We start from the raw sequence: 25,770 nt of genomic DNA on the forward strand, positions 1-25,770 counted from the left end.
GTGCGACACCTCATCGGTGCGTTGCACACGGTGAGCGCCTCAGCTCCACGATATTGCTCTCAGTGAACAGTATCAAGTGCCTGGGCGGCTCGGTGTCGCGGGACCGTGTCGAGCAAGGTCCTTTGTACGGAAGGCTTCACCAGGAAGTGCAGGGAAGCCCTTGATCATGTGTTGATCGGTACTGCAGTCACTGCTGGTGTGACGGTCACTGCTGGTACTACGGCGTGTGATCAGGCGGTGCGGGCGCGGTTGCGGGCAGCACGGCGCTTCATCGCGCGACGCTCGTCCTCGCTCATACCGCCCCAGACGCCGGCGTCCTGGCCGGTCTCGAGCGCCCACTGCAGGCACTGCTCCATGACCGGACAGCGGCGGCACACGGCCTTGGCTTCCTCGATCTGCAGCAGAGCAGGACCGGTGTTCCCGATCGGGAAGAACAGCTCCGGGTCCTCTTCGCGGCAGACAGCGCGGTGGCGCCAGTCCATGGTCGTCCAACTCCTCCTGCCGCGGGGGTTGCCCGGTCGGCACAATCGATGGCTTGTGAATGTGAACGCTTTCACGAATCCCGCAACAGCAAAAGAGACCAAAGGCCCGTCGGGCCCGGGTGGTCTGTGCTGGGGAGGGATTCGGCGATTCGAGGGACACTCCGCGGTCGGCACCCGCCAGGGTCTGAGGTTGCCGTCGCTGCGATGTGTCCCGATCGCCATGTAGAGGTTCGCAAACCTCGGGCCCGGATACAACCCCCTTCAGGGAGGAATTTTTGATTCTTCGGTGTCGCCTAGCTCACAGCCAGTACTTCTATGGAGTGAAGGGGGCTTGTGCGTTCGAGAAGAAGGGCGAACCCCACTTCCGGTCACACAATCACACGCAGTGCCCGCCGTACGCCTGTGAAACTGACGCGACTCCTGTCTCCAAGGTGGTCCCCGTCCACCTGGAATGGGGTCGGTTCCTGTGAAACCAAGGTGAAGTGCCGGGCGTCGTGGTAGGAGACGACGTGCTTTCCGGACGGGCCGACAGACGTCGCGCCATCGCTCGAAGGGCTGTGCGACCGCAGGATCTGACGGACCGTTCGAGCGGTACCGAACGCCGTCATCCGGGTGATGCCGAAGACATCGAGGTCCGTGTCGAAGGAGGCGAGCGGCGAGGGGTAGACCGGGCGGTTGCCCAGGAACGTCCACGGGGACGTGTTGCTGACTATGGCCATCACCAGGCCCGGCACGGGCTCGTGGCCCGGCAGTTGCAGGGTGACCGGGCCCGATCGGCGCTGCTCACGCTGGGTGATGTAGTGCCGGAGCGCCTGCCCGACGTAGAGCGCGTGGGTGGACCTGCGACCCGCTCTGCGCTGCTCCTCCACCCGGCCGACCACGCCGGCGTCGAAGCCCAGGCCGGCCGTGAAGGTGAACCAGCGGTCCGGCAGCCCCTCGGTCATCGCCTTGCCCAGGCTGATCGGCCGATCCCGGCGGTGCTCCATGGCATCCAGCAGGGCCCCGGTGGCCTCCACGGGGTCGTTCGGCAGGCCCAGCGCACGGGCGAACACATTGGTCGAGCCGCCGGGCACCACGGCGAGCCGGGGGAGCTTCTCGGCCGGGCCGTGCGCCAGCAGTCCGTTCACGACCTCGTTGACCGTGCCGTCGCCGCCCAGGGCCACCACCAGGTCGACCGTGCCGTCCTCCGCCGCCTCGCGGGCCAGGTCACGCGCATGGCCCCGGTACTCCGTCTGCGCCACCTCCAGCTTGAGGTCGCTGCGCAGGGCGTGGATCAGCACATCCCTGGTGCGGCCACTGGTGGTGGTCGCTTTCGGGTTGACGACCAGGAGAGCGCGCATGTGCTCAGCCTACGGGTCGGTACGGACCATCCGGCGGCTACCCTGCTGGAGTGACCGCAGAATCCTCCGCACCCGTACCCGCGCACGGCTCCGACCGGCCGGCGTCCCTGACCGTGGGCGCCGTCATCACCGCCCTGGCGGGCGCCGCGCTGGCCGTCGTCGGCGTCTGGGACATGGTGGCCGCGCTGTCCGGCCAGTCCAAGCAGCTCGCCCTGAACGAGTTCGGCGGCCTGGTGATCGTGCTGCTCGGCGTGCTGCCGCTGCTGGCCGCCCGGGCGCTGCTCCGGGGCCGGCGCTGGGGCCGCAGCCCGGCGGTGCTGACCAACTCGATCTGCCTGCCGGTGGCGTACTACATGTGGCAGAGCGGCGGCGCGATGGCCCCCGTGGGGGTCGCCGTCGGCCTGTTCGGCCTGGCCGGCATCGGCGCGCTGCTGAGCCCGAAGTCGACCGCGGCCCTCTACGCTCCGCACGAGGGCTGAGCACAGAGGGCCGCGGGCCGCACCGGCCGCGCCGGGCGGCCGTCGGTTCTACTCCTCCACCAGGAGCTTCTCCCGCAGCTGGGCCAGCGTGCGGGCGAGCAGCCGGGAGACGTGCATCTGCGAGATGCCCACCTCGGCGGCGATCTGCGACTGCGTCATGTTCCGGAAGAATCGCAGCACCAGGATCTTCTGCTCCCGGGGCGGCAGTTGGGCCAGCAGCGGCTTGAGGGACTCGCGGTACTCGACGCCCTCCAGCGCCTCGTCGGTGGCGCCCAGGGTGTCCGCGACGGCCGGCGACTCGTCGTCGCTGTCCGGTACGTCCAGCGACAGCGTGGAGTACGCGTTGGCGGACTCCAGGCCCTCCAGCACGTCCTCCTCGGAGATCCCCAGGTGCTCCGCCAGCTCGTGCACCGTGGGGGAGCGGCCGTGCCGCTGGGAGAGCTCGCTGGTCGCCGTGGTCAGCGACAGCCGCAGCTCCTGGAGCCGGCGCGGCACCCGCACCGCCCAGCCCTTGTCGCGGAAGTGCCGCTTGATCTCGCCGACGATGGTCGGCGTCGCGTAGGTGGAGAACTCGACCCCGCGCTCGTGGTCGAACCGGTCCACCGACTTGATCAGCCCGATGGTGGCGACCTGGGTCAGGTCGTCGAGCGGCTCGCCGCGGTTGCGGAACCGCCGGGCGAGGTGCTCGACCAGCGGGATGTGCATGCGCACCAGCTGGTTGCGCAGCTCGACGCGCTCCGGGGAGCCCTCGGGCAGCGCGGACAGCCGGACGAACAGTGCCCGGGCCGCCTCCCGGTCCGGCGCACCCGAGCGGTGCGGGGCCTGCTGGGCCGGCACCGCACCGCGCAGCGCCTCGGCCGCCGCCGGGTCCTCGGCGGACGGCGGGGGCGAGGGCGTCTGCGACGGGTCGGACGTCGGCTCGGTCGGCTGGCTCATCCGGTGGGCGTCCTTCGGGTGCGCTTCGTCGTTGGAGGCGAGGCCGGGAACGCTCGCCTGGGTCGGTACGGCAGGGCCCGCCGTTGCGAGGCCGGTACGGTCCAGATCACTCACGGCCATTCCCCCGTTCCGTTCCGGGAGCACCGGGACCGTGGGGCGGTCCCGGATCCGTCATGTCGGTCGTACCGCGTGTAGGGCGGTACCGGGAGCCGCCCGCCGGCCCGGGTGGGGTGCCGGGCGGACGGCCCTTGTTCGGTTGCTGCTGTGGCGGCTCTAATGGGCGGCGGACCCGCCGCGCTTCTTGTGCAGGCTGATCGACACGGTGTTGTCCTCGCCGACGGAGGACTCCACCTCGCCGGCCAGTGCGGAGAGCACCGTCCAGGCGAAGGTGTCCCGCTCCGGGGCCCGGCCGTCCGTGGTCGGGGCGGAGACGATGACCTTCAGCGAGTCGCCCACCAGCCGGAACTCGCAGGAGAGGACCGAGCCGGGCACCGCCTGCTGGAGCAGGATGGCGCAGGCCTCGTCCACCGCGATCCGGAGGTCCTCGATCTCGTCCAGCGTGAAGTCCAGCCGGGCCGCCAGCCCAGCCGTCGCTGTTCGCAGGACCGAGAGGTAGGCCCCCGCCGCGGGCAGCCGGACCTCCACGAAGTCCTGCACTCCGGGCTCGCCGTCGATCTGGGACACCCTCACCTCCTGGGTGACGCGCTGTGCTTCCGGGCCGGTGGCCGCGGCACTGTCTGTTGCTTGGCTCAACTGCTTCGCCCCAACTGTCCAGAGGGGTGGTGCGGTACGTACCGGTCATACCCCTCCGAGGGTGGCCGGACGCCGCGCATCCGCACGAGACGTTACCGCTTTTGTCCCCGGTACGGGAGTCACTCATGGTAAGCCCTCGCGACACAGGGTGTCAGGGGTCGGACGACGCCGCTCGGAATTCGCCGAGGAAGTCACGGGCGGACCCCAGGACGTGCTCCCGGACGGTCAGCGGGTGCCGACGGCGGTGAGCGCCTCGCCGGTGAGGCGGTAGACGCTCCAGCCGTCCATCGGCACCGCGCCGAGCGACTTGTAGAAGTTGATCGAGGGCTCGTTCCAGTCCAGCACCGACCACTCCATCCGCGAGTAGCCGCGCTCGACGGCGATCCGCGCCAGCTCCAGCAGCAGCGCCTTGCCGTGGCCGCCGCCGCGGGCCTGCGGGCGGACGTAGAGGTCCTCCAGGTAGACGCCGTGAGTCCCGCGCCAGGTCGAGAAGTTGAGGAACCAGACCGCGAAGCCGACCGGCTCGCCGGTGGTGTCGTCCTCGGCGATCAGGCCGAACAGCGCCGGGTTGGCGCCGAACAGCGCGTCGCGCAGCTGCTCCTCGGTGGCCACCGCCTCGTGCGGAGCCTTCTCGTACTCCGCGAGTTCGCGGATCATGGAGTGAATGACCGGGACATCGGTGACTACGGCTGTGCGGATCATGCGACGAGCCTACTGGGACCGCTCGTTCTCGTCCCAGGCCTGGATCGAGGTCTGGTCGACGATCCGGCCGTCCCGCAGGCCGGCCACCGAGCTGACCAGTACCCGGACACCGTCGGGGTACTGGCAGGACTCCAGGAAGGCCACGCGGTCGTCCTGGAGCACCACCTGCTCCAGCCGGTGGGTCATCTCCCGGCCGTAGACGTCGTCCAGCATCGCGCCGATCTCGTCCCGGCCGTGCATCACCAGGGGGTGGCTGGGCTGCGTCTTGCGGTCGACCATGCGCAGTTCGGCGTCGTCCGCGTACAGCGCCAGCAGGGCGTCGGCGTCGGCGCGCTCGATGCCCTCGCGCAGCGCCGCGGTGTCGAAGGCGGACGACGCGGCCAAGGTGGTCATGTTCTCGCTCCTCCGGTCGGTTCCGTCGGCTCGTACCTTCGAGCGTACGCCCGCCGTGCCGCCGCCCGGCCGCGCCCTCCGGCCGCCCCCGCCGCCCGGCCGCGCCCTCCGGCCGCCCCCGCGGTCCGGCTCAGCCGGTCGTCACGCTGCGCAGGTACGCCGCCAGGGCGGTGATCGCGGCCGGGTTGCGCGGGCTCTCCACCAGGTCGGCGTAGTCCAGGACGAAGATCCGGTCGTTGCGGACGGCGGAGACGCCCGCGAGCGGCGGGAAGGTCTTCAGGAACTTCCGCTTGGCCTCGGCGTCGGGGGAGCCGTAGTTGTTGATGACGATCACCTCGGGGTCGCGCCGGACCACGCTCTCCCAGCCGACGGTGGTCCAGGAGTCGGCGACGTCGCCCATCACGTTCCGGCCGCCGGCCTTGGTGATGATCTCCTCCGGCGCCGCGAACTTCCCCGAGGTGTAGGGCTTGTCCTCGCCGCTGTCGTAGAGGAAGACCCGCGGCCGGCGCTCGGGCTGCGGCACGGCGGCGACCTGCGCCTTGAACTCGGCGATCAGCTCGTCGGCCCGGTCGCGGACGTCGAAGATCTCCCCCAGGTTGGCCAGGTCGGTGTAGAGCGCGTCCAGCGGGGACATCACGCCGCGTTCCTGGCCCTTGCCGCTGCGGCAGGACTCGGTGAGCACGTAGGAGCCGATGCCGAGGCCGGCCAGCGCCTGCGGGGTGAAGCCGTCGGCCTCGCTGAAGCCGTAGTGCCAGCCGGCGAAGACCAGGTCGGCCTTGGCCTCCAGCACGATCTCCTTGGTGATCTGCTGCTTGGAGAGCCACGTGGTCCGCTGGTAGCCGTCCTTCCAGGCCACCTTGTCGACCTGGCCCTTGTCGTCGGGCATCACGTAGCCGGCCATCCGGTCGGCGAGGCCGAGGGCCAGCAACAGCTCGGTGATGCCGACGTCGTTGCTCACCGTCCGGGCGGGCTTCGTCCGGTAGGTGACCTCGGCGCCGCAGTTGTCGACGGTCACCGGGTAGTGGGCGGAGCCGGTGGCGGCGTCACCGGCGGGGGCGATCTCGGCGCCGCACGCGGTCAGCCCGAGGGTGAGCAGGGCGGCGGAGGCAACGGCCTTGGTACGCACGGGGATTCCTAGGATCGGGGGAGTCGGTCGAAGAGCAGCTGGACGGCGCCGGTGTCCGGGTGTGCCACCGGGGTCGCGCGCACGCCGAACACCTCGGCCAGCAGGGCCGGCCGCAGCACCTCGGCCGGCGGTCCGGAGGTGACGATCCGGCCGGCCGCGATGACGTAGAGCAGGTCGCAGTGGCCGGCCGCCAGGTTGAGGTCGTGCAGGGCCGTGAGCACCGTCGGCCCGGCCTCCCGGACCAGCGCCAGCACCTCCAGCTGGTGCGCGATGTCGAGGTGGTTGGTGGGCTCGTCCAGCACCAGCACGCGGGGCTCCTGGACCAGCGCGCGGGCGATCAGCACCCGCTGCTTCTCGCCGCCGGACAGGCTCAGGAAGCCGCGCCCGGCCAGGTGCCCGGCGCCCACCCGGTGCAGCGCGTCACGGCACCGCTCCTCGTCGCCGTCGGCCGGGCGGGCGAAGCCGCCGCGGTGCGGCAGCCGGCCCATCCCGACCACCTCGGCCACCGTGAAGTCGAACTCGGCGGAGTGCTCCTGCGGCAGCGCCGCCACCCGCCGGGCGGCCTCCCGCGGGGTCAGCGCGTGCAGGTCGGCGCCGTCCAGCCGGACGGCGCCGGCGGCCGGCCGCAGCGCCCGGTAGACGCAGCGCAGCAGGGTGGACTTGCCGCTGCCGTTCGGTCCGACCAGGCCCACCACCTGCCCCGCGGCGGCGCGCAGCGTGATGTCGTGGACCAGCCGGGTGCCGGCCAGGTCGACCGAGACGCCGTCGAGGGCGAGGTCCATCAGCGGCCTCCGAAGGTGTAGCCGCGACGGCGCATCAGCAGCAGGAAGCAGGGCACCCCGAGCACCGCGGTGACCACCCCGACCGGCAGTTCGGCCGGGGCCAGCAGGGTGCGCGAGACGATGTCCACCCAGACCAGCAGCAGCGCGCCGGTGAGCGGGGCGACCAGCAGCACCCGGCGGTGCCCGGCGCCGACCAGCATCCGGGTCAGGTGCGGCACCATCAGCCCGACGAAGCCGATCGCGCCGCTGACCGCGACCACGGTGCCGGTGACGGCCGCCGTCACCACGAACAGCTCGCGGCGCAGCCGGTCGCCGTCCACCCCGAGCGAGGCCGCCGTCTCGTCGCCCATGGCGAGCGCGTCCAGCCGCCCGGCGGCGCAGGCCAGGTACGCCAGGCCGGCCAGCACGGTGGCGGCGGCGATCGGCACCGAGCCCCAGGTGGCCCCGCCGAGGCTGCCGAGCAGCCACATCATGGCGCTGCGGGCCGCCTCGCCGCGGGCGGCGCCGAACACCATAAGCGCCGTCACCGCCGAGAAGCCGTAGGACATCGCGGTGCCGGTGAGCACCAGCCGCAGCGGGGTGAGCCCGAAGGCCGTGCGGGCGGTGGCGTACACCAGCACCATGGCCAGCAGTGCCGCGCCGAACGCGGAGACCGAGATCGCCCAGACCCCGAGCGAGGCGAAGGCGCCGAGCAACAGCACCGCGTTGGCGCCGACGGCCGCGCCGGAGGAGATGCCGAGGACGAACGGGTCGGCCAGGGCGTTGCGGACCATCGCCTGCACCGCGACCCCGGTGGCCGCGAGCCCGGCGCCGACCACGGCGGCCAGCACGGTGCGCGGCAGCCGGATCTCCCAGACGATCGCGTAGGCGGCGGCCTCCCCGGCCTCCAGCCGACCGCCCGTCAGCCCGGCGCCGAGCAGCCGCAGTACCTGCGACCAGCCGAGGCCGGAGGAGCCCAGGGCGACCCCGCAGACCAGCGAGAGCAGCAGTGCCGCGGCCAGGCCTGCGGCCAGCGGGGCGGCGGGTATTCGACGGGCCGGCGCGGCAGCCGGTGCGGTGCTCATGCGCCCGCCTCACGTCGCACGGCGGGGGCCTTCGCCCACGAGCACCGCTCGATGGTTCGCTGGCTCACGGAGGGCGCCTTCGCCTCGGGCCGCGGGCGGGCACAGGGGCGGCGCGCCCGGGCCGCGGGGAGAGCCGGGGGCGCCATCCCCTCGCAGTCCGCGGCGAGTTGTCGGGAGGTCAGCGCCCCGGGGCGATCGGGCTCGCGGGCACAGGGCTCCGCCCACCGTTGCGGGTCAGCGCCGGAGTCGCACCGGCTTCCCCCGCGGGACGCCCTGGCAGCATAACAGGCAGTAAGGCCAGGCAACCCTTACAGGGTGATGGCGGGCCGGGAGACGCGACCGCCCCCGTCCGGTGATGCGGACGGGGGCGGTTCGGCGGCGGCTGACCCCGGGTCAGGCCTGCTTGGTCTCCCAGAAGATCTTGTCGACCTCGGCGATCAGGTCGAGCAGGGCCTGGCCGGTGGCCGGGTCCGTCGACGCCTTGGCGGCCGAGGCGGCCTTCAGGGTGTCGTTGATCAGCTGGTGCAGCTGCGGGTACTTCTCGAAGTGCGGGGCCTTGAAGTAGTCGCTCCACAGCACCGAGATGTGGTGCTTGACGGCCTCGGCACGCTGCTCCTTGATGATCAGGGCGCGGGTGCGGAATGCCGGGTCCTCGTTGGCCTGGTACTTCTCCTGGGTGCCCTTCACCGACTCGGCCTCGATCCGGGCCTGCGCGGGGTCGTACACGCCGCAGGGCAGGTCGCAGTGGGCGTGGGCGGTGGCGCGCGGTGCAAACAGACGAGAGAACATGGGAGTCCTTCCTTAGATCGTCTTCCCGCGGCTGAGATTACCCTTCCGGCCACCGGGTTTCGCGATCGGGCGGTGGGCCTAGGGCAAAAGGTGGAGCCGGAACCGGGCCAATCCGGACATCGGCGGGTGACGGCCCGTACGGCAGACTGGGACCCGGCGGGCCGGGAGGAGGAGTCGTGGCGCGGATGGCGGAACCGGAGGGCGGTACCCCGGGGGGTGGCGCCCCGTTCGGGCTGATCGACGTGGCCGGGCCCTCGATGGTGCCGACCCTGCGCGAGGGCGACCAGCTGCTGGTCCGCTACGGCGCGCGGATCCGGCCGGGGGCGGTGGTGGTCTTCCGCCACCCCTTCCAGCAGGACCTGCTGGTGGTGAAGCGGGCCGCCGAGCGGCGCCCGAAGGGCTGGTGGCTGCTCTCCGACAACCGGCCGGTCGACAGCGACAGCCGCAGCTACGGCGCCGTCCCGGACGAGCTGGTGCTCGGCCGGGTGCTGCTGCGGCTGCGTCCGCGCCCGGCCTGGCTGGCCCCGGGCCGCCGGCTGGAGCGCCTGCTGCTCACCGGCCCGCTGGCCCGGGTGCCGGGGCTGGCCCGCCGGCTCGGCGTCTGGGCCGACCCGGAGACCCTCTAGCCCTGGCCGGCGAGCGTCGCCGCCTCCTGGGCCTCCTGCCGCTTGCGGGCCCGGTACGCGGCGACGTTGGCGCGGGTGGCGCACCGGTCGGAGCAGTACCGGCGGGAGCGGTTGGTGGAGGTGTCCAGGTAGGCGTTGCGGCAGGGCGCGGCCTGGCAGATGCCGAGCCGGTCGGCGCCCAGCTCGGTCAGGTGGACCGCCAGCCCCATGCAGGCGACGGCGCTGAAGTGCGAGGTGGCGGTCGGCGAGTTGTCGGCGAGGTGCAGGTGCCAGCGCGGCCGCCCGGCGTCGTCCAGGTAGTCGTGGCCGGAGACCAGCGGGCTGACCGGGTACTCCATCAGCAGGCTGTTCAGCAGGTCGACGCCGCGGACCTCGTCCCCCTCGGCGGCGGCCTCGAACACCCCGCGCAGCCGGGTACGGACGGCCCGCAGCCGCGGCAGGTCCGACTCGTCGGCGAGCGCGGCGGCCCGCGACGACTCCGAGAACAGCGCGCGCACCGCGTCCACCGAGGTCAGCGAGTCGGTGCCGCGCTCGGGCTCCTCGGTGTTCACCAGCCGGACGGCCAGATCGGCGTACGAGGCGAGCTCCACGGTGGTCCTTCCAGAAGTCGGTAACGGGCTGATTGCGTCCAGCCTATTACCCGGGCGGGGAAAACGTCGGCGCCCGGCAGGACCGGCCTGCCGGGCGCCGCGGGAAGGTGCGCTCAGAGCACCTTGGAGAGGAAAGCGCGGGTGCGCTCGTGCTGCGGGTTGGTGAGGACCTCGCGCGGGTTGCCGGACTCGACCACGACACCGCCGTCCATGAACACCAGCGCGTCGCCGACCTCGCGGGCGAAGCCCATCTCGTGGGTGACCACGATCATCGTCATACCGTCCTCGGCGAGGCCGCGCATGACGTCCAGCACCTCGCCGACCAGCTCCGGGTCGAGCGCCGAGGTGGGCTCGTCGAAGAGCATCAGCTTGGGCTTCATGGCCAGCGCGCGGGCGATCGCGACGCGCTGCTGCTGGCCGCCGGAGAGCTGGGACGGGTAGCTCTTCGCCTTCTCGGCGAGGCCCACCCGCTCCAGCAGGGCCATGCCGCGCTCCCGGGCGTCCGCCCGGCTCTCGCCCTTGACCTGCACCGGCGCCTCGGTGATGTTCTCTATGGCGGTCATGTGCGGGAACAGGTTGAAGCGCTGGAAGACCATGCCGATGTCGCGGCGCTTGAGGGCGACCTCGCTGTCCTTGAGCTCGTAGAGCTTGTCGCCCTTGCGCCGGTAGCCGACCAGCTCGCCGTCGACGGACAGCAGTCCGCCGTTGATCTTCTCCAGGTGGTTGATGCACCGCAGGAAGGTCGACTTGCCGGAGCCGGAGGGCCCGACGAGGACGAACACCTCGTTCTGCTTGACCTCCAGGTCGATGCCCTTGAGCACCTCGACGAGGCCGTACGACTTGCGAACGCCCTCGGCGTGCACCATCGGGTGCCCGGAGACCGGGGGCTTGCTCAGGTCGGTCATTGGTGGCTGCCTCCCTCGACGCCCGGGACCACGTCGTTCTTGGCCTTGGGGACGGGCTTGCCCGCGAACAGCCGGCGCAGTCGCTCGATCGGAGTCGGCGGCAGCGTCCGGGTGGTACCACGAGCGTAGTGCCGCTCGACGTAGTACTGGCCGATGGTCAGTACGGAGGTCAGGAAGAGGTACCAGAGGCTGACGGTGATCAGCAGCGGGATGGTCTGGAAGGTCCGGGAGTAGATGTTCTGCCCGGCCCGGAAGAGCTCCTCCAGGGCGATGACGCTGACCAGCGAGGTGGTCTTCAGCATCGAGATGGTCTCGTTGCCGGTGGGCGGGATGATCACCCGCATGGCCTGTGGCAGGACGATCCGGCGCATGGTCGAGAAGCGGCTCATCCCGAGCGCGTGGGCCGCCTCGGACTGCCCCTCGTCCACCGACTGGATGCCGCCGCGGACGATCTCGGCCATGTAGGCGGCCTCGTTGAGGCCGAGGCCGAGCAGGGCCGCGGTGAAGACGGGGATCAGCTTGTTGGTCGACTCGGACCAGAACTCGGGCCCGAACGGGATGCCGATCGACAGCGTCGGCCAGAGCGCGCCCAGGAAGTTCCAGAACACCAGCTGGACCAGCACGGGAGTGCCGCGGAAGACCCAGATGTAGAACCACGCGGTGCCGGACAGCAGCGGGTTCGGCGACAGCCGCATCACCGCGAGGATGATGCCGCCGGCCACACCCATCACCATCGAGAGCGCGGTGAGCTCCAGGGTGACGCCGAGGCCGTGCAGGATGCTGGAATCGAAGAGGTAGGTGTTGACGACATCCCACTGGAAGGCGGGATTGAAGATCAGGGCGTGGAGCAGCATCGCCGCGACGATCGCGACGACGACGGCTCCCGCCCACCGGCCGGGGTGGCGGACCGGGACGGCCTTGAAGGACTCGGGCCGTCCCGGACCCGCCTTCCCCTGATCGGAAGTGTTCACAGTGGCCTCAGGGGGGTGGGGAACTGGCGAGGGGTCAGCTGGTGGCGCCGTTGATGACCGACTTGTCGATCGCGCCGGCCTGGACGCCCCACTTCTCCAGGATCTTCTTGTAGGTGCCGTCGTCCATCAGCGACTGGACGGCGCCCTGGACGGCCGGGGTGAGCGCGGCACCCTTGGCCAGCACGATGCCGTAGGGGGCCTTGCCCTCGACCGAGCCGAGCTGCTCCAGCTGGCCGTTGGTCTGCTTGATCGCGTAGTCGATGACCGGGGAGTCGGCCAGCATGACCTGGTCGCGGCCGGAGACCACGGCCTGGGTCACGTCGGTCTGCAGGTCGAACTTGTCGCCGTCGTTCGGCACCGGGGGCTTGCCGGCCGCGACGCAGGCCGGGTTGATGGTGTCCTTGATGGAGTCGGCCTGGGTGGTGCCGGTCTGGACGGCGATCTTCTTGCCGCACAGGTTGTTGATGTCGATCTTGTCCGGGTTGCCCTTCTTGACCGCCGCGCTGGTGCCCGCGAGGAAGTAGGTCACCATGTCGACGGTGGCCTCGCGCTCCTTGGTGTCGGTGAAGGAGCTCATGCCCAGCTGGAACTTGTTGGCCGCGATACCGGGGATGATCGCGGTGAACGGCGAGTTCTGGACGTCGACGCCCAGGCCCAGCTTCTGGCCGATGGCGTTGGCCAGGTCCACGTCCATGCCGATGATCTTGCCCGAGGCGTCCTGGAACTCGTTGGGCGCGTACGAGGCGTCGGCGGCGACGACCAGCTTGCCGGCGGACTTGGCGTCGGCCGGCACCAGCGCGGCGAGCGACGGGTCGGCGGTGACCGGGGGCACGGAGACGGACGCGGCGCCGCTGCCGGAGGAGCCGGACGAGGACTTGCTGCTGCCGCAGCCGGTCAGGACGAGGGAGACGGACGCGACTACCGCGCCGGCCGCGAGGAGGCGGGTGCGCTGGGTACGGGCGGTCATGAGGGGGATCTCCTCCTGAGGGAGAGGTCGGGCGGAGCGCGCCGCAGGGGAGCGGCACACCGGGACAGCGGGCCGTACGGCGCTGTACGGGTGGAGTTTCGCTGTACGTCGTACGGGCAGAGCCGGTCGTGCATGGCCTGGGCAGGGGGCGCGCAGGGTGGTGCGTGTACTGCTTCCGCCACCCTCCGCCGAGGTGGACGCCGATCGAACCGCCTCGACCAGTGGCCGGCTCGATCCGAGATGGGGGGAATCCTGCCATCTGATGACGGTCGGGTGGCCCTCATTCAGATCAAAATCGGATAACGAGGGGTCACGCTGTCCGCTATTCGGACGAATACCGTGCCCCTGTCACCCTGCGTATAAGTATGCAGATCTCCCTGCACTCTGCCCGGAGGCCCGCCCGAGGGCCGGGGCGATTTGGGCCGCCCGCGCGGGCCGGCCGGATCCCGCCCGGATCCGACCGGCCCGCCCGGTTGTGCGGGGCTCAGATCCCGCCGTTCACCACGGCGTTCTGGGCCGCGCCCGCGCTCACGTTCCACTTGGCGAGGATCTTGTCGTAGTCGCCGCTGCGGATCAGCTGGTCCACCGCCTTGGAGATGGCGTCGCGCAGCTCGGTGTCGGTCTTGCGCAGCGCGATGCCGTACGGGTTGGACTTGGACTGCGCGCCGGTGACCTCGAAGCGGTTGCCGCCGTCGGTGGTCTTCGCCGCGTAGGCCGCCACCGGGAAGTCGTTCAGGCCGGCCGCGGCCGCGCCGGAGGCCACCTCGGCCAGCGCCTTGGCGTCGCTTTCGAACTTGTGCACGGTGAGCGGCTTGCCGGCCCGGGTGCAGGCCGTCACCTGACGGGCCACGATCTCGTCCTGGGTGGTGCCCTGCTGCACCGAGACGGTACGGCCGCAGAGGTCGTCCAGGGTGTGGATGCCCTTGGGGTTGCCCTTCGGGACGGTGATCGAGGAGCCGGCGATGAAATAGTCCACGAAGTCGACGCCCGGGTTGGTCTGGTTGCCCCCGTCGTCGATGCCCTCGCGGCGCTGGCGGATGTCGCTGAGCGCGGACATCGCCACGTCGAACTGCTTGGCGTGCAGGTTCGGTATCAGTTTGTCGAACGGGGTGTCGACGATCTCGATCCGCAGGTCGAGGATCTTGCCGAGGGCGTTGGCGATGTCCGGGTCGAGGCCGTCCGGCTTGCCGTCGGCGCCCCGGAAGTCCACCGGCGCGTAGTTGAGGTCCGAGCCGACCCGGAGCACACCGGCGGATCGCTGGGCCTTCGGGACCATGCCGCGGACCACCTGCACCGGGTCCTTCGTGGCCTGCTCGTTGTCGCCGCCGCAGCCGGTCAGCAGCAGGGCTCCGGCTGTGGCCAGGGTGAGGGCGGCGATCGCCGGTCGTCGGGGGTGGAGACGGTGGTGCATGAGCGTGCTCCTGTGGGAGGGACGAGGTGGCGCCGCAGTGTCGCGGAGGTGTACGCGAGACGGCGGGCCAGGGGATCCTCCCATCCCTCCCTGCCGGGCCCGGCAGCGGGTGTGTCAGAATCTGCTACCGGGTGACCCCCGACGATCGAACCCAGACCGCCGAGTCGAGACAGGCTCGGGGTGCGCAGGAACGGAAGTCCACGACGCGGACTCCGTATCCGAAGCACCGGCTCCCCTCTGTGTCTGCGTTCACTCCTGCGGGTGTGTGTGCGTACGCGACTGCCGCCACCGGGACCGGGTGCTTCCGACGCCGGGTGCCGTCAAGGGGCGACACAGCGAATGAAAAAAAGCACATGACGTTGGACGAAACGGCATAGGTGCGATGTCGTCGTCCGACCTACGCTCAGCCTGGAAGCACGACGCAGACAACTGGAAAGAAAAATCCCTCATCCCGAGGGCGCGGCCCCGACGGCAGCGCCCCGACCCCGCTCTCCCCGGGTTCGCTTCGGCGTACCCGGTTTCGAGTTTCCGCCGGGTCGTCCGCCCGTCGGCCTCGTCCTCGCTCATCAATGACGAAGAGGTCATCGTGGCAGCGGAGATCATCCACAGCAGCACTCAGGACACCGACGATCCGGTCGACGCCGTTTTCGCGCTCCACCGCGGCGGCAAGATGGAGATCCGGGCGACCGTGCCGGTGCGCGACGCGGACGACCTGTCCCTCGCCTACACCCCCGGTGTCGCCCGGGTCTGCACGGCCATCGCCGAGCAGCCCGAGCTGGTGAACGACTACACCTGGAAGTCCAACACGGTGGCCGTCGTCACCGACGGCACCGCCGTGCTGGGCCTCGGGGACATCGGCCCGGAGGCCTCGCTGCCCGTGATGGAGGGCAAGGCCATCCTGTTCAAGCAGTTCGGCGGGGTCGACGCCGTCCCGATCGCGCTCGCCTGCACCGAGGTGGACGAGATCGTCGAGACCGTCGTCCGGCTGGCGCCCTCCTTCGGCGGCGTCAACCTGGAGGACATCTCCGCCCCGCGCTGCTTCGAGATCGAGCGCCGGCTCCAGGACGCCCTGGACATCCCGATCTTCCACGACGACCAGCACGGCACCGCGATCGTCACCACCGCGGCGCTCTGGAACGCCGCCCGGGTGACCGGCCGCGAGATCGGCACGCTGCGTGCCGTCATCTCCGGCGCCGGCGCGGCCGGCATCGCCATCGCCAAGATGCTGGTGGCCGCCGGCATCGGCGACGTCTCGGTCTGTGACCGTCGCGGCGTGGTCCACGAGGGCCGCGGCGACCTCACCGACGTCAAGGCCGAGATCGCCGCGCAGACCAACCGGACCGGCATCAAGGGCTCGCTGGCCGACGCGCTGGCCGGCGCCGACGTCTTCATCGGCGTCTCCGGCGGCACCGTGCCGGAGGAGGTCGTGGCGACCATGGCCGAGGGCGCGTTCATCTTCGCGATGGCGAACCCGAACCCGGAGATCCACCCGGAGGTCGCGCACAAGTACGCGGCGGTCGTCGCCACCGGGCGCAGCGACTTCCCGAACCAGATCAACAACGTGCTGGCCTTCCCCGGCATCTTCGCCGGCGCCCTGCAGGTCCGGGCCACCCGGATCACCGAGGGCATGAAGCTGGCCGCCGCCAAGGCGCTGGCCGGCGTGGTCGCCGACGAGCTGACGCCGCAGAAGGTGATCCCCTCGCCGTTCGACGAGCGGGTCGCCCCGGCGGTCACCAAGGCCGTCGCCGAGGCCGCCCGCGCCGAGGGCGTGGCGCGCCGCTAGGACCCAGCGGCAGCGGTTCGGACCGCAGATCGCACAGCCGAGCCGGAGCCCGGGACGCGCGTCACACCGACGTGTGGTTCCGGGCTCCGGCTGTCGCGGCTATCGTCCGGACCATGTTTGCTGCCTACGCCGCACGAATCGACGCCGACGACCCGCTGAGCGGGCTGGAGTTGGGCGAACTCCCCGAACCGCAGGCGCGCCCCGGGTGGAGCGTGGTCACGGTCAAGGCCGCCAGCCTCAACCACCACGACCTCTGGTCGCTGCGCGGGGTCGGCCTGCCCGCCGAGAGGCTGCCGATGATCCTCGGCTGCGACGCCGCGGGCATCGACGAGGACGGCAACGAGGTGGTCGTCCACTCGGTGATCGGCCAGACCGGACACGGCGTCGGGCCGGCCGAGCCGCGCTCGATCCTGACCGAGCGTTACCAGGGCACCTTCGCCCAGCGGGTGGCCGTCCCCACCTGGAACCTGCTGCCCAAGCCGGCCGGACTCTCCTTCGAGCAGGCCGCCTGCCTGCCCACCGCCTGGCTGACGGCGTACCGGATGCTGTTCACCAACGCCGGGGTGAAGCCGGGTGACACCGTCCTGGTGCAGGGCGCCGGCGGTGGTGTGGCGACGGCGCTGATCGTCCTCGGCAAGGCCGCCGGCCTGCGGGTCTGGGTCACCGGCCGGGACGAGGCCAAGCGCGCCCGGGCCCTCGAACTCGGCGCCGACGCCGCCTTCGAGAGCGGTGCCCGGCTGCCCGAGCGGGTGGACTCGGTCATGGAGACGGTCGGCGCCGCCACCTGGTCGCACTCGGTGAAGTCGCTGCGCCCCGGCGGCACCATCGTCATCTCCGGGGCCACCTCGGGCCCCAGCCCGAAGGCCGCCGAGCTGAACCGGATCTTCTTCCTGGAGCTCAAGGTGGTCGGCTCGACCATGGGCAGCAAGGAGGAGCTGGCGGGGCTGCTCTCGCTCTGCGCCACCACCGGGGTCCGTCCGGTGATCGACTCGGTGCTGCCGCTGGCCGAGGCCCGGGAGGGCTTCGCCCGGCTCGCCAAGGGCGACGTCTTCGGGAAGATCGTCCTCACGCCCTGAGACCGCGGTCCGCGGTTCCGCGCCGTGCACGCGCGGGGCCCGGCACTCCCTCCCCCCGGAGGAGTGCCGGGCCCGTGGCCGCGCGGCGGGCTCAGCCCAGCAGGCGCTTCAGCCGCTCGCCGGCCGTGCCCAGCACCGAGCGGGCCTCGGCCAGCCGGCCGGCCGTCACCCCGCCGTCCCGGGCCGCGTCGCGGACCTGGTCGCGGAAGCGGTCGAGCAGCCGCTCCAGCTCCCGCGCCGGGTCGCCGGCCGGGTCGGTGGCCGTCCACGACTGCAGGTCGGCCGGGGCTGCGCCGGCCGGCTCGTCCTTGTCCAGGTCGATCCGGGTGACGGTGACCTTCTCGGCGGGCGGCGGGGCGTCCTCCGCCGAGTGGCCCCAGCGGGCCGAGTCGGCCAGCCCGGACAGGCCCCTGGTCAGCTCGGAGAGCCCCTCGGCCAGCCCGGTGGGCCAGTCCCCGCGGGCGGCGTGCTCGCGCACCTGCTGCTCGACCCGGCGCTTGATCCGCAGCGCCTCCTGCTGGGCCGCCGTCCGCGCCGCCCGGGACTGCTCGCGCAGCCGGCGGGCCTCCTCCTCGGCGGCCTTCGCCTTGGCCTTGGCCGCCTTCTCCTGCTCCTTGGCGCGCTTGGCCTGCTCCTTGGCGTGCTTCTTGAACTGGGTGAACTCCTCCTTGGCGCGCTGCCAGGCCTCCTTGTCCCCCCACGGGCCGGCCCAGGGGTCCCCGCTCTCGGCGGTCCCGGGCCGGGGAGCCTGCTTCGCCGCGCCCCAGAGCTCCTCGCGGAGGTCCTTGGCGCTGTCCCGGACGTCCTCGCGGATCGCCCCGGCGAGCTGGGCCACCGAGTCGTGGATCTCCAGCTCCAGCTCGTCCAGCTCGCCCCGGCGGGCCTCCAGCTCGGCGCGGCCGGCGTCGGTGAGCCGGTAGACCTTGCGGCCGCCCTCGGTGCTGTGCGTGACGAGGCCCTCCTGCTCCAGCTTGGCGAGGCGCGGGTAGACGGTGCCGGCCGAGGGCGCGTACAGGCCCTGGAACCGCTCCTCCAGGAGGCGGATGACCTCGTAGCCGTGCCGCGGGGCCTCGTCGAGAAGCTTCAGCAGGTAGAGACGGAGCCGGCCGTGGCCGAAGACGGGGGTCATGTCAGGCCTCCTTGGTGAGGTCGGGGCCGTTGCCCTGGTCCGGCCCCTGCTCCGGGCCCTTGCCGAGGTCCAGGCCGGCCGGAAGTTCCTTGACGACGACCGGGCCGTCGTCCTCGGCGTCGGGGCGGCGCAGCACGGTGACGGCGCCGGAGACGGTGGTCACCGCGAGGCTGCCCTTGCCCTCGCCGAGCTGGCCGGAGAGCCGCTTGGCGCCCCAGGTGCCGCCGACCTTGAGCTGCTCGAAGGTGCTGGAGATGTCGCCGCTGTTGGTGCCGGCCTGGACCTTGGTGTCGGCCAGCGAGGGGATCCGGACGCCGACCGCGCCGCTGACCGTGGTGACCTTGATGTCGGTCGGGGTGGCCACGTCGAGGTCCAGGGTGACCGCGCCGGTGACGGCGTTGGCCTGCACCCTGTCGGCGGTGCCGGCGACCACGGTGAGCCGGCCGGAGACGGTGTTCAGCTTGAGCTGCCCGGCCACCGACTGGGCGTCCACGTCGCCGGTGACGGTGTTGGCGGACGTCCGGCCGGCGAGGCCGACCAGGGTGACGTCGCCGTTGGCCGTCTGCGCCGAGACGTGCTCGGCGAAGCCGGAGATGGTGGTGTCGGCCGAGACGGTCCCGACCTTGACCTCGGTGGCGGCCGGCACGGTCAGGGTGACCGCGGCGACCCGCTTGCGCTTGAACGAGGAGAAGAAGCCCTTCACCGAGTCGACCGACTTGAGCACGTCGCCGAAGTCGCTCCAGCTGCTGAGGTCCTGGTAGGTGACCGTCAGCACGCCGTCGACCAGGGTGACGTGGAGCGGCTCGCCCTTCAGCTCGGTGACCTCCAGGCGGGCCGGGCCCTCGGCGGCGACGACGTTCACCGTGCCGTCGATGATCCGTACCTGGAGCGTCCGGACCTCCTCGTCGATGGTGATCCTGTCGGGCCCCTCGACCGTCCACTGGCTCATCTCTGCCGCCTCCCGTAGTGACTCGCGATGTATCGCGTTCTCTCCTGAAGACGATATATCGCGTGACGGCGAAGTCAAGGGCGTCCTACCCGGAGGCGGACCCGGAGCCGCCCCTGACCCGCCCCCTACGGGGAGCACGCGAAGGGCCCGGGAGGCGGCTGCCTCCCGGGCCCTTCGGTGGTGCTCTACCGCGTCACTCGTCGTCCTCGTCGTCGAGCCGGGCCAGCCAGGTGGCCAGCCGCTCGACGGGGACCTCGAAGTCGGGGTTGAGGTCGACGAACTCGCGCAGGCGCTCGGCCAGCCACTCGAAGGTGACCTCCTCTTCGCCGCGCCGGTTCTGCAGCTCCTCGATGCCGCGGTCGGTGAAGTACACGGTTCGCTCCGGTCCGGTGGGGATTCGACCTGGTCAGGATAGTCCGGGGCGGGGCCCGGTCAGCTGGCGCGCCAGGTGCTCACGGTCAGCTTGACGGCGCCGGTGGTGCCGTCGGCGACCTCGACCACCGCGATGGCGATGTTGCGGGTGATCCGGTCGCGGATGCAGAGCAGGCGCCCGGGCGAGACCCGGTTGAAGGACAGGTCGGTGTCGGGCCGCGAGTCGATGGCGACGGCGCACTGGTCCGGAGTCACGCTCGACTCGGTGATCACCGCGAAGTCCGACTTGTCGTCCCCCGCGGTGACGAACGAGTTGGCCTTGCTGCTGCTGCCGGTGGCGTTCAGCCCCAGACCCCACTTGAGGTCGTTGCCGCGCGGCACGACCGTCCCGCCGTCCAGGTCGATCCGGTAGGAGTCGTAGTAGGCGTCGGTGCCGGGGATGGCCAGCGGCTTCTTGTCGAGCAGCGGGGAGTACCCGACGGGGCGGGCCGGCGCGGTCACGCCGTTGCTGGCCGAGGCCGACGGTGCGGCCGTCACCTTCCCGGTGGACTTGCTCGGCGACGGGCTGGGCGTGTCACCGGTCCCCGGGTCCGTGCTCTGGGAGGGCGCGGGCTGGGGCTGGTTGCCCGGGGTCTGCTGGGCGGTGTTGCCGGAGCTGCCCTTGTTGTCGTTCTTGTCCATCTGCTTCATCAGCACCACGCCGCCGGCGGTGCCGCCGACCGCCATCACCAGGGCGACGGTCAGCAGCACCTTCCAGGAGACGCCCTTGCGCTTCGGCTCCGGCGCGGGCGCCGGGGTGTCCGTCACCACCGGGCCGGGCGGCGGGGTGTCGTAGGACGGCGGCTCCTGGCGCAGCTGCACGGTCGGCGGCGAGGGCAGCAGCGGCCCGGTCGGCGCCTCGGTGGCGGGCTGCGGGGCGCCGTACGCGCCGAGCGGCGGCGGGGTGAACCCGGCCGGCGGGCCGGCCGGCGGCGGGGTGTTGTACGAGAGGGCGGTCGCCGGGTGGGTCGGCTGCGGGGGAGCGGTGGGAGCGGTGGGAGCGGTGGGCGGGCCGGCCGGGACCGGGGGAGCGGTGGGCACGGTGGGCGGGGCCGCCGGCAGCGGGGTGGGCGGGGTCTTCGGCAGGTCCGAGCGGCGGGTGATCTCGGTGTTGACCTGCTTGGGCAGCCAGTCCTCGGTGAACCGCAGCTGTCCGCCGACCGACGGGTGGTTGCGGGCGATCTCGATGATCTCGGCGGGCTTGGGCCGGTCCTCGGGGGACTTGGCCAGGCAGCGCAGCACCAGCTCGCGCAGGTCGGCGGGGACGGCGTCCAGCTCGGGCTGCTCGTGCACCACCCGGTACAGGACGGCGGTGTCCGGGCCGTCGCCGAACGGAGCCGTGCCGCCGGCCACGTACGCCGCCAGCGCGCCGAGCGCGAAGACGTCGGTGGCCGGGGTGACCGGGCGGCCCTGCGCCTGCTCGGGGGACATGAAGGCGGGCGAGCCGATCCGGTAGCCGGTGCCGGTCAGCGCGGTGGCGTCGGCGGCCCGGGCAATGCCGAAGTCGATCACGCGCGGGCCGTCGCCGGCCACCAGCACGTTGGCCGGCTTGAGGTCGCGGTGCACCACCTCGACGCTGTGGATCGCCTGGAGCGCCTCGGCGATGCCGCCCATCAGAAGCAGCACGGTGCGGACCGGCAGCGCGCCGTTCTCCCGCACCACCTGCTGGAGGGACGGGCCCGGCACGTACGCGGTGACCAGCCAGGGGGCGTCCGAGTCCAGGCCGCCGGAGTCGATCACCTGCGCGGTGTAGAGCCCGTGGATCCGCTGGGCGTTGCTGACCTCCTGGGCGAACCGGCGGCGGAACTCGCCGTCCTCGGCGAACTCCGGGCGGACGACCTTGAGCGCCACCGGGCGGCCGCCCGGCGTGTACGAGAGGTAGACCCGGCCCATGCCGCCGGCGCCGAGCCGGGCGAACAGCCGGTAGCCGCCGACCTCCCGCGGGTCGTCCGGGTGGAGCGGCTGGAAGACCGGCGGGAGCGGTGCAGCGGTGGCGTCCCGTGGTGCGTCGGCGGTCATGTGGTGATCCCCCTGGGAGAGCGGTGAGGTCATCGGCCGGCCGCGAGTGCGATGACGGGCGCCCGGGCGGCGGTCTGGCGAGGCATAACCTATCGAGCCGTCAGCCGGACGCGCATTTCCGTGCCGGTTTGGTTGCAGAGCTGCGACCTTGGCATGGCGGCATCGTGGAGCTCGTGACGGCAGCGGAACGGCCCCGGCCCCCGCGCGGTGTGCGCGGGGGCCGGGGCCGTGACCAGGACGCCGGGGCGTCAGATCGTGAAGATCTCCTCCAGCAGCGCCTGCTGCTCGGCGGCGTGCCGCTTGGCCGAGCCGACCGCCGGGGCCGAGGAGGCCGTGCGGGCGACGCGGCGCAGCCGCGAGCCGTTGGCACTGCGGCCGATGACGACCTGCAGGTGGTCGACCAGGTTCATCGCGATGAACGGCCAGGCACCCTGGTTGGCCGGCTCCTCCTGCGCCCAGACGAACTGGACGTTGTCGCCGTACTTGGCCAGCTCCTCCTGGAGCTCGGCCACCGGCAGCGGGTAGAGCCGCTCGACCCGGACGATCGCGGTGTCGGTGACGCCGCGCTCGGTGCGGGCCGCCTCCACGTCGTAGTAGAACTTGCCGGCGGTGATGACGACCTTGCGGACGTTCGCCGGGTCGACGGTGGTGTCACCGATGACCGGGCGGAACGAGCCGGACAGGAACTCCTCGGTCGCACTCGCCGCGGCCTTCAGACGCAGCATCGACTTCGGGGTGAAGACGATCAGCGGCTTGTGGTGCGGGTTGTGCGCCTGCCAGCGCAGCAGGTGGAAGTAGTTCGACGGCAGGGTCGGCATCGCGACCGTCATGTTGTCCTGCGCGCACATCTGCAGGAAGCGCTCCGGGCGGGCGGACGAGTGGTCCGGGCCCTGGCCCTCGTAGCCGTGCGGCAGCAGCAGGGTGACGCCGGAGTGCTGGCCCCACTTCTGCTCGGCGGAGGCGATGTACTCGTCCACCATGGTCTGCGCGCCGTTGACGAAGTCGCCGAACTGCGCCTCCCACATGACCAGCGCGTTCGGGCGGGTCAGCGAGTAGCCGTACTCGAAGCCCATCGCCGCGTACTCGGACAGCAGGCTGTCGTACACGGTGTAGCGGGCCTGGTCCTCGGTCAGGTACAGCAGCGGGGTGTAGTCCTCGCCGCTGTTGCGGTCGATCAGCACCGCGTGCCGCTGGCCGAAGGTGCCGCGGCGGCTGTCCTGGCCGGCCAGGCGGACGGGGTGGCCCTCCATCAGCAGCGAGCCGATGGCGAGGGTCTCGCCCATGGCCCAGTCGATGGTGTTGTCCTCGACCGAGGCCGCGCGGCGCTGCAGCTGTGGCAGCAGTCGCGGGTGGACGGTCAGCCAGTCCGGCAGGTTGACCTGCGAGGCGGCGATCCGCTTGACCATCTCCTGGGAGATGCCGGTCTGGATGTTGACCGGGAAGTCGGCCTGCGGCTTGCCGTTGGCGGCCGGGGCCGGGGTCTGGGCGGCGTCGCGGACCTCGGCGAAGACCTTCTCCAGCTGGCCCTGGAAGTCCTGGAGCGCCTGCTCCGCCTCTTCCATGGTGATGTCGCCGCGACCGATCAGGCCCTCGGTGTACAGCTTGCGCACCGAGCGCTTCTTGTCGATCAGGTCGTACATCAGCGGCTGGGTGAACGACGGGTTGTCGGCCTCGTTGTGACCGCGGCGGCGGTAGCAGATGAGGTCGATCACGACGTCCTTGTGGAACGCCTGGCGGAACTCGAAGGCGAGCCGCGCGACGCGGACCACGGCCTCCGGGTCGTCGCCGTTCACGTGGAAGATCGGGGCCTCGATCATCCGGGCGACGTCGGTGCAGTACATCGAGGAGCGCGAGGACGCCGGGGCGGCGGTGAAGCCGACCTGGTTGTTCACCACGACGTGCACGGTGCCGCCGGTGCGGTAGCCGCGCAGCTGCGACATGTTCAGGGTCTCCGCGACGACGCCCTGGCCGGCGAAGGCCGCGTCACCGTGGATCTGGATCGGCAGCACCGGGAAGGTCGTGCCGCCCTGGTCCAGGATGTCCTGCTTGGCGCGGGCGATGCCCTCGACGACCGGGTCCACGGCCTCCAGGTGGGAGGGGTTCGCGGCGAGCGAGACCTTGATGGTCTCGCCGTCCAGGCCGGTGAAGGTGCCCTCGGAGCCGAGGTGGTACTTCACGTCGCCGGAGCCGTGCATCGACTTCGGGTCGAGGTTGCCCTCGAACTCGCCGAAGATCTTGCCGTACGGCTTGCCGACGATGTTGGCCAGCACGTTGAGGCGGCCGCGGTGGGCCATGCCGATGACGGCCTCGTCCAGGCGGTGCTCGGCCGCCGAGTCGATGGTGGCGTCCAGCAGCGGGATGAGGGACTCGCCGCCCTCCAGCGAGAAGCGCTTCTGCCCGACGTACTTGGTCTGCAGGAAGGTCTCGAAGGCCTCGGCCGAGTTCAGCCGGCGCAGGATGCGCAGCTGCTCCTCGCGCTCCGGCTTGGTGTACGGCTTCTCCAGGCGCTCCTGCAGCCACTTGCGCTGCGTCGGGTCCTGGATGTGCATGTACTCGATGCCGACGGTGCGGCAGTACGTGTTGCGCAGCAGGCCGAGGATGTCGCGGAGCTTCATCATCTTCTGGCCGCCGAAGCCGCCGACCGCGAACTCGCGCTCCAGGTCCCACAGGGTGAGGCCGTGCGTGGTGACGTCCAGGTCGGGGTGCTTGCGCTGCTTGTACTCCAGCGGGTCGGTGTCGGCCATGAGGTGGCCGCGGACCCGGTAGGAGTGGATCAGCTCCATGACGCGCGCGGTCTTGTTGACCTCGTCGTCGTGGGTGGTGGCGACGTCGGTGGCCCAGCGGACCGGCTCGTACGGGATCCGCAGCGACTCGAAGATCTCGTCGTAGAAGCCGTTCTCGCCGAGCAGCAGACGGTGGATCTCGCGCAGGAACTCGCCGGACGCCGCGCCCTGGATGACGCGGTGGTCGTAGGTCGAGGTCAGCGTCATGATCTTGGAGACGCCCAGGCGGGAGAGGGTCTCCGGGGCGGAGCCCTGGAACTCGGCCGGGTACTCCATGGCGCCGACGCCGACGATGGTGCCCTGGTTCTGCATCAGGCGCGGCACGGAGTGCACGGTGCCGATGCCGCCGGGGTTGGTCAGCGAGACCGTGACGCCGGTGAAGTCGTCCATGGTCAGCTTGTTGGCGCGGGCCCGGCGGACGATGTCCTCGTAGGCCTGCCAGAAGCCGAAGAAGTCGAGCGTCTCGGCCTTCTTGATGGCCGCGACGACGAGCTGGCGGTCGCCGTTGGGCTTCACCAGGTCGATGGCCAGGCCCAGGTTCACGTGCTCGGGCTTGACCAGGTAGGACTTGCCGTCCTTCACCTGGTAGCTGTGGTTCATGCCCGGCGCGGCCTTGATGGCCTGGACCAGGGCGTACCCGATCAGGTGCGTGAAGGAGACCTTGCCACCGCGGGCGCGCTGCAGGTGGTTGTTGATGACAATGCGGTTGTCGATCAGCAGCTTGGCGGGCACCGCGCGGACGGACGTCGCGGTCGGCACCTCCAGCGAGGCGTCCATGTTGGTGGCGACGGCCTTGGCCGGGCCGCGGAGCTGGATCAGCTCGGGGCCGGTCCCGTCGGCGGGCGCGGCAGGCGCCGCGGCGGCCTTGGGCGCCGGGGGCGCGGCGGGGGCTGCGGCGAGCGGCGCGGCTGCCGGGGCCGCGGGAGCCGCTGGCGCGGCCGGTGCGGCGGGGGCGGGCGCGGCCGGAGCGGCAGCGGCGGGCGCGGGGGCGGCAACGGTGGTCGGCGTGGGGCCGACCTGGGTCGCGGCCTGGGTCACTGGGGTCACCTCGGTACCGGGCTTGTAGTCGGCGAAAAAGTCCCACCAGGCTCGGTCGACCGAGTTCGGGTCCTGGAGGTACTGCTGGTAGATCTCGTCGACGAGCCACTCATTGGGGCCGAAGCCTGTGGAGCTTGCCGAGCTGTTGGGGGTTTCTTGGGACTGTGGCGACACGGCGGCAACCGCCCTCTTCCGCTTCCTTTTGGGATGTTTGGACAGCGGGGATTAAGGCTACGCCCCTGACCAGTGATCGCGCAGTCCCCAGG

At 71.5% G+C, this 25,770-nt stretch carries 24 protein-coding genes; 4 read left to right on the forward strand and 20 right to left on the reverse strand.

Annotated features, from left to right (window positions below):
• Window positions 1-230: 230 nt before the first annotated feature.
• Window positions 231-482, reverse strand: coding sequence for a WhiB family transcriptional regulator (locus ACZ5WK_RS08840; RefSeq protein ID WP_014138019.1), 252 nt, complete (start codon window positions 480-482; stop codon window positions 231-233).
• Window positions 483-850: 368 nt separating this feature from the next.
• The gene (locus ACZ5WK_RS08845; RefSeq protein WP_465546337.1) at window positions 851-1,822 is read right to left on the reverse strand and encodes a diacylglycerol/lipid kinase family protein; all 972 of its coding nucleotides are present in this window, start codon (window positions 1,820-1,822) and stop codon (window positions 851-853) included.
• A gap of 50 nt (window positions 1,823-1,872) precedes the next feature.
• On the opposite strand from ACZ5WK_RS08845, the gene ACZ5WK_RS08850 reads away from it, so the two are divergent.
• Complete coding sequence (locus ACZ5WK_RS08850; RefSeq protein WP_465546339.1) at window positions 1,873-2,301, forward strand: hypothetical protein; 429 nt, start codon at window positions 1,873-1,875, stop codon at window positions 2,299-2,301.
• 48 nt (window positions 2,302-2,349) lie between these two features.
• Here the strand turns inward: ACZ5WK_RS08850 and ACZ5WK_RS08855 are convergent, their stop codons facing one another.
• The 8 genes from ACZ5WK_RS08855 to sodN all read right to left on the reverse strand — a co-directional run bounded on the left by ACZ5WK_RS08855 (window position 2,350) and on the right by sodN (window position 8,846).
• Window positions 2,350-3,351, reverse strand: a complete 1,002-nt coding sequence (locus ACZ5WK_RS08855; protein ID WP_465546341.1) for an RNA polymerase sigma factor SigF — start codon at window positions 3,349-3,351, stop codon at window positions 2,350-2,352.
• Between the two features lie 159 nt (window positions 3,352-3,510).
• Window positions 3,511-3,921: an ATP-binding protein gene (locus tag ACZ5WK_RS08860; protein ID WP_465546343.1), complete on the reverse strand. Its 411-nt coding sequence runs from the start codon at window positions 3,919-3,921 to the stop codon at window positions 3,511-3,513.
• Window positions 3,922-4,215: 294 nt separating this feature from the next.
• Window positions 4,216-4,692 (reverse strand): GNAT family N-acetyltransferase, encoded by a 477-nt coding sequence (locus ACZ5WK_RS08865; protein WP_465546345.1) that lies wholly within the window; start codon window positions 4,690-4,692, stop codon window positions 4,216-4,218.
• A 9-nt stretch (window positions 4,693-4,701) separates the two neighbouring features.
• Window positions 4,702-5,085, reverse strand: coding sequence for a nuclear transport factor 2 family protein (locus tag ACZ5WK_RS08870; protein ID WP_465546347.1), 384 nt, complete (start codon window positions 5,083-5,085; stop codon window positions 4,702-4,704).
• Window positions 5,086-5,215: 130 nt separating this feature from the next.
• Window positions 5,216-6,217 (reverse strand): ABC transporter substrate-binding protein, encoded by a 1,002-nt coding sequence (locus ACZ5WK_RS08875; protein ID WP_465546598.1) that lies wholly within the window; start codon window positions 6,215-6,217, stop codon window positions 5,216-5,218.
• 2 nt (window positions 6,218-6,219) lie between these two features.
• Window positions 6,220-6,993, reverse strand: a complete 774-nt coding sequence (locus ACZ5WK_RS08880; protein WP_465546349.1) for an ABC transporter ATP-binding protein — start codon at window positions 6,991-6,993, stop codon at window positions 6,220-6,222.
• Window positions 6,993-8,057, reverse strand: coding sequence for a FecCD family ABC transporter permease (locus ACZ5WK_RS08885; RefSeq protein ID WP_465546351.1), 1,065 nt, complete (start codon window positions 8,055-8,057; stop codon window positions 6,993-6,995). The genes ACZ5WK_RS08880 and ACZ5WK_RS08885 overlap by 1 nt, the downstream gene beginning before the upstream one ends.
• 393 nt (window positions 8,058-8,450) lie before the next feature.
• Window positions 8,451-8,846, reverse strand: coding sequence for a superoxide dismutase, Ni (gene sodN, locus ACZ5WK_RS08890; RefSeq protein ID WP_063347853.1), 396 nt, complete (start codon window positions 8,844-8,846; stop codon window positions 8,451-8,453).
• Window positions 8,847-9,031: 185 nt separating this feature from the next.
• On the opposite strand from sodN, the gene sodX reads away from it, so the two are divergent.
• Window positions 9,032-9,472: a nickel-type superoxide dismutase maturation protease gene (gene sodX / locus ACZ5WK_RS08895; protein ID WP_465546353.1), complete on the forward strand. Its 441-nt coding sequence runs from the start codon at window positions 9,032-9,034 to the stop codon at window positions 9,470-9,472.
• Here sodX and ACZ5WK_RS08900 read toward each other — a convergent pair.
• The 5 genes from ACZ5WK_RS08900 to ACZ5WK_RS08920 all read right to left on the reverse strand — a co-directional run bounded on the left by ACZ5WK_RS08900 (window position 9,469) and on the right by ACZ5WK_RS08920 (window position 14,316).
• Complete coding sequence (locus ACZ5WK_RS08900) at window positions 9,469-10,062, reverse strand: CGNR zinc finger domain-containing protein (RefSeq protein WP_465546355.1); 594 nt, start codon at window positions 10,060-10,062, stop codon at window positions 9,469-9,471. The two genes, sodX and ACZ5WK_RS08900, sit on opposite strands and share 4 nt — an antisense overlap.
• Window positions 10,063-10,175: 113 nt before the next feature.
• A complete protein-coding gene (locus ACZ5WK_RS08905; RefSeq protein ID WP_465546357.1) occupies window positions 10,176-10,967 on the reverse strand; it encodes an amino acid ABC transporter ATP-binding protein in 792 nt (263 codons plus the stop codon).
• Window positions 10,964-11,938, reverse strand: a complete 975-nt coding sequence (locus ACZ5WK_RS08910) for an amino acid ABC transporter permease (protein ID WP_465546359.1) — start codon at window positions 11,936-11,938, stop codon at window positions 10,964-10,966. The genes ACZ5WK_RS08905 and ACZ5WK_RS08910 overlap by 4 nt, the downstream gene beginning before the upstream one ends.
• Before the next feature lie 34 nt (window positions 11,939-11,972).
• Window positions 11,973-12,905, reverse strand: a complete 933-nt coding sequence (locus ACZ5WK_RS08915) for an ABC transporter substrate-binding protein (RefSeq protein ID WP_465546361.1) — start codon at window positions 12,903-12,905, stop codon at window positions 11,973-11,975.
• A 484-nt stretch (window positions 12,906-13,389) separates the two neighbouring features.
• Window positions 13,390-14,316, reverse strand: a complete 927-nt coding sequence (locus ACZ5WK_RS08920) for an ABC transporter substrate-binding protein (RefSeq protein ID WP_465546363.1) — start codon at window positions 14,314-14,316, stop codon at window positions 13,390-13,392.
• Between the two features lie 586 nt (window positions 14,317-14,902).
• Between ACZ5WK_RS08920 and ACZ5WK_RS08925 the strand changes: the two genes are divergently transcribed.
• Both ACZ5WK_RS08925 and ACZ5WK_RS08930 read left to right on the forward strand, forming a co-directional pair.
• On the forward strand, window positions 14,903-16,099 hold the full coding sequence (locus ACZ5WK_RS08925) for an NAD(P)-dependent malic enzyme (protein ID WP_465546365.1): 1,197 nt from the start codon (window positions 14,903-14,905) through the stop codon (window positions 16,097-16,099).
• Between the two features lie 113 nt (window positions 16,100-16,212).
• Window positions 16,213-17,175, forward strand: a complete 963-nt coding sequence (locus tag ACZ5WK_RS08930; protein WP_465546366.1) for a zinc-binding dehydrogenase — start codon at window positions 16,213-16,215, stop codon at window positions 17,173-17,175.
• A 91-nt stretch (window positions 17,176-17,266) separates the two neighbouring features.
• Here the strand turns inward: ACZ5WK_RS08930 and ACZ5WK_RS08935 are convergent, their stop codons facing one another.
• The 5 genes from ACZ5WK_RS08935 to ACZ5WK_RS08955 form a co-directional block, all read right to left on the reverse strand.
• Window positions 17,267-18,304, reverse strand: a complete 1,038-nt coding sequence (locus ACZ5WK_RS08935) for a PadR family transcriptional regulator (RefSeq protein WP_465546368.1) — start codon at window positions 18,302-18,304, stop codon at window positions 17,267-17,269.
• Window position 18,305: 1 nt separating this feature from the next.
• Complete coding sequence (locus ACZ5WK_RS08940; RefSeq protein WP_465546370.1) at window positions 18,306-19,253, reverse strand: DUF4097 family beta strand repeat-containing protein; 948 nt, start codon at window positions 19,251-19,253, stop codon at window positions 18,306-18,308.
• Between the two features lie 193 nt (window positions 19,254-19,446).
• Window positions 19,447-19,626, reverse strand: coding sequence for a DUF6104 family protein (locus ACZ5WK_RS08945; RefSeq protein WP_396320798.1), 180 nt, complete (start codon window positions 19,624-19,626; stop codon window positions 19,447-19,449).
• A 59-nt stretch (window positions 19,627-19,685) separates the two neighbouring features.
• Window positions 19,686-21,683, reverse strand: coding sequence for a serine/threonine-protein kinase (locus ACZ5WK_RS08950; RefSeq protein WP_465546372.1), 1,998 nt, complete (start codon window positions 21,681-21,683; stop codon window positions 19,686-19,688).
• Between the two features lie 248 nt (window positions 21,684-21,931).
• A complete protein-coding gene (locus ACZ5WK_RS08955) occupies window positions 21,932-25,678 on the reverse strand; it encodes a multifunctional oxoglutarate decarboxylase/oxoglutarate dehydrogenase thiamine pyrophosphate-binding subunit/dihydrolipoyllysine-residue succinyltransferase subunit (RefSeq protein ID WP_465546374.1) in 3,747 nt (1,248 codons plus the stop codon).
• Between the last annotated feature and the right edge of the window lie 92 nt (window positions 25,679-25,770).

Source organism: Kitasatospora sp. NPDC032757 (genome assembly GCF_055579305.1).